The sequence below is a fragment of the Streptomyces coryli genome (assembly GCF_011044975.1).
GTDB classification, from domain to species: domain Bacteria; phylum Actinomycetota; class Actinomycetes; order Streptomycetales; family Streptomycetaceae; genus Streptomyces; species Streptomyces coryli.
On record NZ_JAAKZV010000292.1, the window covers coordinates 1 to 9,086 of the forward strand.

General features: G+C 71.2%; 5 protein-coding genes. All 5 read right to left on the reverse strand.

Annotated features, from left to right (window positions below; genetic code table 11):
* Positions 1-45 precede the first annotated feature (45 nt).
* The 5 genes from glgB to G5C51_RS36670 all read right to left on the reverse strand — a co-directional run bounded on the left by glgB (position 46) and on the right by G5C51_RS36670 (position 8,904).
* Positions 46-2,586, reverse strand: a complete 2,541-nt coding sequence (glgB, locus tag G5C51_RS36650; RefSeq protein ID WP_165244319.1) for a 1,4-alpha-glucan branching enzyme — start codon at positions 2,584-2,586, stop codon at positions 46-48.
* 245 nt (positions 2,587-2,831) lie between these two features.
* Entirely contained in the window at positions 2,832-4,319 is a 1,488-nt protein-coding gene (locus G5C51_RS36655; RefSeq protein WP_165244313.1) for a maltokinase N-terminal cap-like domain-containing protein, read from the reverse strand.
* A complete protein-coding gene (gene treS, locus G5C51_RS36660; RefSeq protein WP_165244321.1) occupies positions 4,319-6,031 on the reverse strand; it encodes a maltose alpha-D-glucosyltransferase in 1,713 nt (570 codons plus the stop codon). Before treS ends, G5C51_RS36655 begins: the two co-directional genes overlap by 1 nt.
* Positions 6,028-8,007 (reverse strand): alpha-1,4-glucan--maltose-1-phosphate maltosyltransferase, encoded by a 1,980-nt coding sequence (locus G5C51_RS36665; protein ID WP_165244315.1) that lies wholly within the window; start codon positions 8,005-8,007, stop codon positions 6,028-6,030. The genes treS and G5C51_RS36665 overlap by 4 nt, the downstream gene beginning before the upstream one ends.
* 279 nt (positions 8,008-8,286) lie before the next feature.
* The gene (locus G5C51_RS36670) at positions 8,287-8,904 is read right to left on the reverse strand and encodes a TetR/AcrR family transcriptional regulator (RefSeq protein WP_165244317.1); all 618 of its coding nucleotides are present in this window, start codon (positions 8,902-8,904) and stop codon (positions 8,287-8,289) included.
* Positions 8,905-9,086 lie beyond the last annotated feature (182 nt).

Genomic DNA, 9,086 nt, shown 5'->3' on the forward strand with positions numbered 1-9,086 from the left:
CCCGTAGCACCGCTACGGGCCCCCGCCCTCGGTCGTGCGTAGTAGCTATGCCGGGCGCAGCCACACCGTCGCTAGTGGGGGCAGGGTTACGGCGATTGAGGTTGGGCGGCCGTGGGAGCCGACGTGTTCCGTCTTTACCGGGTCCGCCGTTGTTACGTCGCTGCCGCCCCAGCGGGCGTCGTCCGTGTTGAGGATTTCTTGCCAGGCCGGGAAGTGGTCGGGGGTGCCCAGGCGGTAGTCGGTGCGGACTACCGGGGCGAAGTTGGAGACGCAGAGGAGAGGAGGGGTGCCGTTTTCGCCGAAGCGGAGGAAGGCGAGGACGTCGTCTTCCGCCGCGCCGCCCTCGACCCACGCGAAGCCCTCCGGGACCGTGTCCCGCTGCCAGAGGGACGGGGTCGCGCGGTACGTCGCGTTCAGCTCGCGCATCAGGTCGCGGACGCCGCGGTGGTCGGGCTCCGCCCCGTACGACGGGTCGAGCAGCCACCAGTCGGGGCCGTGGCTCTCCGCCCACTCGGCGCCCTGCGCGAACTCCTGGCCCATGAAGAGCAGCTGCTTGCCGGGGTGGGACCACATAAAGCCCAGGTACGCGCGGTGGTTGGCGCGCTGCTGCCACCAGTCGCCGGGCATCTTCGAGACCAGTGAGCGCTTGCCGTGCACCACCTCGTCGTGGGAGATCGGCAGCACGTAGTTCTCGCTGTACGCGTAGACCATGGAGAAGGTCATTTCTCCGTGGTGGTACTTGCGGTGTATCGGCTCGTGCGCCATGTAGCCGAGCGAGTCGTGCATCCAGCCCATGTTCCACTTCAGGCCGAAGCCGAGGCCGCCGAAGCCGGACTCGCCGACGTGGTGGGTGGCGCGGGTGACGCCGTCCCAGGCCGTGGACTCCTCGGCGATGGTGACGACGCCGGGGACGCGGCGGTAGAGGGTGGCGTTCATCTCCTGGAGGAAGGCGACGGCGTCGAGGTTCTCGCGGCCGCCGTGGACGTTCGGGGTCCATTCGCCGGCTTCGCGCGAGTAGTCGAGGTAGAGCATCGACGCGACCGCGTCCACGCGCAGGCCGTCGATGTGGAACTCCTCGCACCAGTAGACCGCGTTGGCGACCAGGAAGTTACGGACCTCGGTGCGCCCGTAGTCGAATTCCAGGGTCCCCCAGTCGGGGTGCGCGGCCCGCGCCGGGTCCTCGTGCTCGTACAGCGGCCGGCCGTCGAACTCGGCGAGCGCCCAGTCGTCGCGCGGGAAGTGCGCCGGGACCCAGTCCATCAGGACGCCGATGCCCTCCTGGTGGAGGGTGTCGACCAGGTACCGGAAGTCGTCCGGGGTGCCGAGCCGGGCGGTCGGGGCGTAGAGGCCGGTGACCTGATAGCCCCAGGAGCCGCCGAAGGGGTGCTCGGCGACGGGCATCAGCTCGACGTGGGTGAAGCCGAGGTCCTTCACGTAGCCCGGGAGCTGCTCGGCCAGCTGGCGGTACGTCAGGCCCGGGCGCCAGGAGGCGAGATGGATCTCGTAGACGGAGAAGGGGGCCTGGTGGACGGGGCGGTCGCCGCGGTGCTTGATCCAGTCGTCGTCGCCCCATTCGTACGCGGACGAGGTGACCACGGAGGCGGTGTCCGGCGGTGTCTCGGTGCGGCGCGCCATCGGGTCGGCGCGCAGCGTCTTGCCGCCGTCGGGCTTGGTGATCTCGAACTTGTACAGATCGCCCTCGCCGAGGCCGGGGACGAACAGCTCCCAGATCCCGGACGAGCCGAGCGAGCGCATCGGATACGCGGTGGCGTCCCAGTAGTTGAAGCTGCCGGCGATACGGACGCCCTGGGCGTTGGGCGCCCAGACGGCGAAGCGGGTGCCGGTGACGCCGTCGACGGTCGTCGGATGCGCGCCGAGCGCCCGCCACAGCTCCTCGTGCCGGCCCTCGCCGATGAGGTGCAGGTCGAGGTCGCCGAGGGTGGGGGCGAAGCGATACGGGTCGGCGGAGTCGACGATGTCGTCCTCGCCGTAGGTGATGCGCAGGTGGTAGTCGGGGATGGTGCGCTTGCGGGGGAGGAGGGCGGAGAAGAGTCCGTCGCCGTCGTCGTGCAGCGGGATTTGCTGGGCGGCGCGTCCCTTGGGCTGGATGACGGCGTGCACTGCCTTGGCGTACGGGCGCAGGGTGCGGATGACCACGCCGCCGGGGTCGGCGTGCGCGCCGAGGAGGGCGTGTGGGTCGTGGTGGGCGCCGTTGAGCAGCCGTCCGCGATCCGCTGCGGAGAGCGGTGGGGCTTCGCCGGCACCGGCAGCGGGTGCCGCGACGCGCTTGCGCTGCGGCGAGGACGCGGTCGCGTCCGGGGACGCGGGGGCTTCCGTCGCTCCGGGATCCACCTGCGCGGCCGGCACCTCCGGTGTGTCCGGCGTGGCGGGCGGCTGCGGCTCCCCGGAACGGGGACCCTTGCGCGGGCTCGCCTTCTTGGCGGCGGGCGCCTTACGGGCCGTGGTCTTACGGGCGGACTCCGCGGCGCCGGCCCCGCCGGCCCCGCCGGATCGCGCCGTCCCCCCGGCGCCCCGTGGCTTCCGGGCCCGCGGAACCGGCCGGTCCCGCCCCTCCGCCGGAGGCATTCCCGCCGGGGCGGCGGGCTGCTCGGTGGCGCTCTCGCCGCTGTCCGGCGCTGCGGTCCTGTGCTCGCCCGCCGTCTGCGCGGCATCCGCGCCATCGTGCGCAGCCGCGTCCGCGCGGGCCTCCGGCACGGCGCCTTGCTCGGGCGCGGGCCCGGTGTCGCCGGCGGTGGTGTCCCGGGCGGGCCGGTCGCCTTGCGCGGGAGCGCGATTGCGTTCTGGCACGGTGGTGCCTCCTCGTTGAAGTCTCAGTCGCGGGGGGTCGGGGGAGCAGCCGCGGGAGCGGCAAGGCGGCGGACGGCGGCCATCGGGACGTCGAGCCAGTCCGGGCGGTGGCGGGCCTCGTACAGGACCTCGTAGACGGCCTTGTCCGTCTCGTACGCGCGCAGCAGCGCCGCGTCGTCGCGCGGATCCGCGCCCGCGGCCTCCGCGTAACCGGCGCAGTACGCCGCGCACTGCCGCGCCGCCCACGCCGCCTGCTCGTCGAGGGTCCAGCCGGTGTCCGGCCCGCCGGTACGGGACGCGTAGTCGAAGGACCGCAGCATGCCGGCTACGTCCCGGGCCGGCGGCTGCGGGCGGCGGCGTTCGGCGAGCGGGCGGGCCGGCTCGCCCTCGAAGTCGATCAGCGACCAGCCGCCGCTGGTGCGCAGCGCCTGGCCGAGGTGCAGATCGCCGTGGATGCGCTGGGCGGGCCAGCTGCGGCCCGCGCGGGTGAGGTCGGCGAGCTCCTCGTACGCGGCCGCCAGCGCCGCCCGGTACGGGGCAAGTCCCGGCACCGCCACCGCCGTCGACTCGACCCGCTCCGCCATCAGCGCCGTCAGGTGCTCCATCTGCACCCGCCGCAGCACCGTCACTGGCAGCGCGGCCGCCAGCGCGGTATGCACCTCGGCGGTGGCTCGCCCGAGCGAGCGCGCCTCAAGAGCGAAGTCGCGGCCCGCCGCGATGGAGTCGAGCGCCAGCTGCCAGCCGTCCGTCGACCCGGCCAGGAACGGCTGCAGCACCCCCAGCGTGGCCGGCCCGCCGTCGGACCCGTCCTCGCCGGTCAGCGCCGCCGTCTCGAACCACGCCACCGGCGGCGGCACATTGGTGTTCCCGGCCCGCGCCAGCGCCAGCGGCAGCTCCAGGTCCGGGTTCACCCCCGCGTACACCCGGCGGAAGACCTTCAGGATCAGCGCGTCCCCGTAGACGACGGACGAATTCGACTGCTCGGCCTGCAATATCCGCGCCGGCAGCCGCGCGTCGATGGCCGCCCCGGGCGCCCGCGAGAACGCCAGCGGCCCGAGCCGCCCCGGCAGCCGCAGCCGCTCCAGCAGCACCGAGCACAGCCGCGGGTCCTGCAGCGCGTCGTAGACCGCCTGCCCGTGCAGCGGGCCGTCCTCGGGCGTGCCGATCAGCGCGTCGGACAGCCGCGGCGGCAGCGCGGGATGGGTCCCGATCAGCAGCTGGTAGCAGTCCGTTACGGGCCCGGGCTGGCGCACCCTGATCAGCAGGTGCACAAGCCCGGGCGTGGAGCCGCCCGGCGGCAGCAGCTCGGTCGCCGAGACCGGCTCCAGGCCGGTGATCGCCCGGTCCTTCCCCGCGAACCACCGCCTGCCGGGCAGCCACGCCTCCAGCAGCGGGGCGAGCGAGGTCAAGAGCGCGCGATCAGGGGCGGTGCGCGGCCGGGTGACGGCCGCGGTGGCGGCTGCATCAAGGGCCGGCGGCATGGTCTCGCGGGTGCCCCTCGCGCTCATCATCACTCCTGCCGCAGTCGGAACCAGTAGAAGCCGTGCCCTGCCAGCGTCAGCAGGTACGGCAGCTCCCCGATCGCCGGGAAGCGCACCCCGCCCATCAGCTCCACCGGGTAACGGCCCGCGTACGCGCGCAGGTCGAGCTCGGTGGGCTGGGCGTGGCGGGAGAAGTTGGACACGCACAGCACCAGGTCGTCCTGGCCCTCCTCGTCCGGCGGCGCCTCCCGCAGGAAGGCGAGGACGGCCGGGTTGGAGGAGGTGAGCTCCGTGTACGAGCCGAGGCCGAAGGCGCGGTTCTGCTTGCGCACCTCGATCATGCGGCGGGTCCAGTGCAGCAGCGAGGACGGACTGCTCATCGCCGCCTCGACGTTGGTGACCTGGTAGCCGTAGACCGGGTCCATGATCGTGGGGAGGTAGAGCCGGCCCGGGTCGCAGGAGGAGAAGCCGGCGTTGCGGTCCGGGGTCCACTGCATGGGGGTGCGGACGGCGTCGCGGTCGCCGAGCCAGATGTTGTCGCCCATGCCGATCTCGTCGCCGTAATAGAGGATCGGCGTGCCGGGCAGGGACAGCAGCAGAGCCGTGAACAGCTCGATCTGGTTGCGGTCGTTGTCGAGGAGCGTCGCGAGGCGGCGGCGGATGCCGATGTTGGCGCGCATCCGCGGGTCCTTGGCGTACTCCGCGTACATGTAGTCGCGCTCTTCGTCCGTGACCATTTCGAGGGTGAGCTCGTCGTGGTTGCGCAGGAAGATGCCCCACTGGCAGCCGCTCGGGATCGCGGGCGTCTTGGCGAGGATCTCCGAGACCGGGTAGCGCGACTCGCGGCGTACGGCCATGAAGATCCGCGGCATGACGGGGAAGTGGAACGCCATATGGCATTCGTCCCCGCCGCTCTCGAAGTCGCCGAAGTAGTCGACGACGTCCTCCGGCCACTGGTTGGCCTCGGCCAGCAGCACCGTGTCGGGGTACTGGGCGTCGACCTCCTTGCGGACCCGCTTCAGGAACTCGTGCGACGCCGGGAGGTTCTCGCAGTTGGTGCCCTCCTCGGCGTAGAGATACGGGACCGCGTCGAGGCGGTAGCCGTCGATGCCGAGGTCGAGCCAGAACCGGATCGCCGCCAGGATCTCCTCCTGGACCTGCGGGTTCTCGAAGTTGAGGTCCGGCTGGTGGGAGAAGAAGCGGTGCCAGTAGTACTGCTTGCGGACCGGGTCGAAGGTCCAGTTGGAGGATTCCGTATCGACGAAGATGATCCGCGCGTCCTGGTAGGCCTTGTCGTCGTCGGCCCAGACGTAGTAGTCGCCGTACGGTCCTTCCGGATCCTTGCGGGACTCCTGGAACCACGGGTGCTGGTCGCTGGTGTGGTTCATGACGAAGTCGATGATCACGCGCATGCCGCGCTGGTGCGCCGCGTCCACGAACTCGACGAAGTCCGCCAGGTCGCCGAACTCGGGCAGCACGGCGGTGTAGTTGGACACGTCGTAGCCGCCGTCGCGCAGCGGGGACTGGAAGAACGGCGGCAGCCACAGGCAGTCCACGCCGAGCCACTGCAGATAGTCCAGCTTGGCGGTGATGCCCTTGAGGTCGCCGATGCCGTCGCCATTGCTGTCCTGGAAGGAACGGACCAGCACCTCGTAGAAGACGGCCCGCTTGAACCAGTCGGGATCCCGGTCGCGGGCCGGGGTGTCCTCGAAGGTGTCGGGCACAGGTTCGTTGACGGTCATCGGCACGCTCGCATGGTGAGGATGTGGGCGGGGGCGGGGTCCTGGTGCGGGTCCAGCCGCACGTAGTTGTCCCGGCCCCAGGAGTACGTGGCGCCGGTGAGCTCGTCGCGTACCGGCAAGGGCTCGGTACCCGCCTCCTGGCCGAGGCTTGCGCCGAGCTCCGGCAGGTCCAACGACACGGTGGTCTCGTGGGTGTGGTGGGGGTCGAGGTTGACCACCGTGATGACCACGTCGTCCCCTTCGCGCTTCGAGTACGCGAGGATCTGATCGTTGTCGGTGTGGTGGAAGCGCAGGGAGCGCAGGTTCTGCAGCGCCGGGTGGCGGCGGCGCATCCGGTTGAGCGTGGTGATGAGGGGCGTCAGTCCCTCGGTCTCGGCCTTGGTCCAGTCGCGTGGCCGGAACTGGTACTTCTCCGAGTCCAGATACTCCTCGCTGCCCGGCCGCACCGCCGTGCCCTCGCACAGCTCGAAGCCGGCGTAGACGCCCCAGGTGGGGGAGAGGGTGGCGGCCAGCACGGCCCGTACGGCGAAGGCGGGGCGGCCGCCGTACTGCAGGTAGGCGTGCAGGATGTCCGGGGTGTTCACGAAGAAGTTCGGCCGCATGTAGGCGGCCGCGTCGCCGGACAGCTCGGTGAGGTAGTCGGTCAGCTCCTGCTTCTCGTTGCGCCAGGTGAAGTACGTGTAGGACTGCTGGAAGCCGATCTTGGCGAGGGTGTGCATCATCGCGGGGCGGGTGAAGGCCTCGGCGAGGAAGATCACGTCGGGATCGGTTGCGTTGATGTCGGCGATCACCTGCTCCCAGAAGACGACCGGCTTGGTGTGCGGATTGTCCACGCGGAAGATCCGTACGCCGTGGTCCATCCAGTGCCGCAGCACCCGCAGCGTCTCGCGGACGATGCCGTCGAAGTCGGCGTCGAAGGCGACCGGATAGATGTCCTGGTACTTCTTCGGCGGATTCTCGGCGTACGCGATCGTGCCGTCCGGGCGATGGTGGAACCACTCCGGATATTTGTCGACCCACGGATGGTCGGGCGAGCACTGCAGCGCGAAGTCCAGCGCCACCTCCATGCGCAGCCCGCGCGCGGTCTCCACGAAGTGGTCGAAGTCATCGAGCGTGCCCAGATCGGGATGGATCGCGTCGTGCCCGCCGGCCGCCGCGCCGATCGCCCAGGGGGATCCCGGGTCGTACGGGCCGGGTGAGAGTGAGTTGTTGGGGCCCTTGCGGTACGCGGCGCCGATGGGGTGGACCGGTGGCAGGTAGACGACGTCGAAGCCCATCGCGGCCACGGCGGGGAGCCGCTCGGCGGCGGTGCGCAGGGTGCCGCTGCGCGGCGGTGCGCCTTCGGCGACGACCGCGCCCTCGGAGCGGGGGAAGAGCTCGTACCAGGAACCGAACAACGCCCGCGACCGCTCCACGAGAAGCCGCACCGGCTCGGACGTGGTGACCAGCTCGCGCAGCGGATGCTCGGCGAGCACCTCCAGCAGGTGCGGGTCGAGCGCGGCGGCCAGCCGCTCGGCGACCGGCCAGCCCGGGTCGCGCAGCGCGTCGACGACCCGCAGCACCGCCTCGCGCTCCGCGCCCTTGGGCACGCCGGCGGCCGCGCGCTCGTGCAGCAGCGCGCCCTCCTCGCATACGACATCGGTGTCGATGCCCGCCGGGATCTTGATTTTGGCGTGGTGCCGCCAGGTGGCGATGGGATCGCCCCAGGCCTCGACGGCGAACGACCACAGGCCTTCCGCGTCCGGCGTGACGTGGGCGCCCCACCGGTCGGTGCCCGGGGTGAGTTCGCGCATCGGCGTCCAGGGGCCCGCGCGGCCGGCCGGGTCGGTGAGGACCACGTTGGCCGCCACCGCGTCGTGCCCTTCGCGGAACACGGTCGCCGTCACCTGGAATGTCTCGTTCACCACCGCCTTCGCGGGTCGGCGCCCGCAGTCGACGGCGGGGTGGACGTCCAGGACCGGGATCCGGCCGATCATGTGATCACCTGCAGAAGGACGTTGGGGTCCGGGCATGCAGAAGTGCCCGGTTGGGACCTTGTGGTGCGTTTTGTACTGCGGCTCTGCGCTAGTTGTATCTGCTCAGCAGACGAATGCCGGGGCATGGGCATGGCCGCTCCTGCGCGCGTTCACTCATGTGGGCGAGGTGGGGCATGGCGATGCAGTGAGACTTCCACGGCCGGAGTAGGGGCAATCCGGCTGTAGATGAACTACTCGTACGTAACGAGGTGGGTGGTGGCGGCAACCGCTATTCGGACGTTAACCGACGTGTCGGGCGTCGGCGAGGGGGTCGTGCGTAAGTGTTTGCGCCAGATATGCGGTGAGCAGCGTCCGGGTCTCCGCGATGAGGGCCGGGTCGCCCTGCGGGGCGTCGCGGAAGGCGAGTTGGAGGAGCGCGTCCGCGGCCTCTATGGCGACGCGCCCGGCGCGGCGCAGCAGCTCGGGGTTGCGCCCGGTGTGCTCGGCGAGGAGTTCGGTGAGGTGTTCTGCTACGAGGTCGTTGCCGGCGAAGTCGACGACCACGAAGCCCGGGACGGTGCGCTTCATCGCCACGTACTCGTCGAGCATCACGTCGATGACGGCCTGCCAGGAGCCTTCGCGGTCCTCGAGGCCGCGCTCGATGCGCTCGGTGAACTCGGTGAGATTGCGGTGCGCGAGGGCGTCGGCGAGCTGCCGCTTGTTGCCGAAGAACCGGTATACGGACCCGATCGGCACCCCCGCCCGCTCGGCGACGGCGCGGGTGGTCAGCGCCTCGTAACCGGCCTCGTCGAGCAGCTCGGCGCAGGCGTCGAGGATCCGCGCGAGGCGCTCGGCGCTGCGCTGCTGCACGGGGACGCGGCGCATGGAGGTCGGGGTCGGGGTCGGGTGGCTCGGCATCCGCTTCATCATGCCTCAGGCGAGGAGGAGGGCGAGGCCGGCGACGGTGTAGCAGATCATCAGGATGAGGAGGGGGAGCTGGCCGGCGACGGCGCGGTGTGGTGGGAAGAGGCGGACGGAGCGGTCGTGGGCGGCGATGACACCGAGGACGTGGCCGGTGACTACGGCGGCGACCTGGAGGG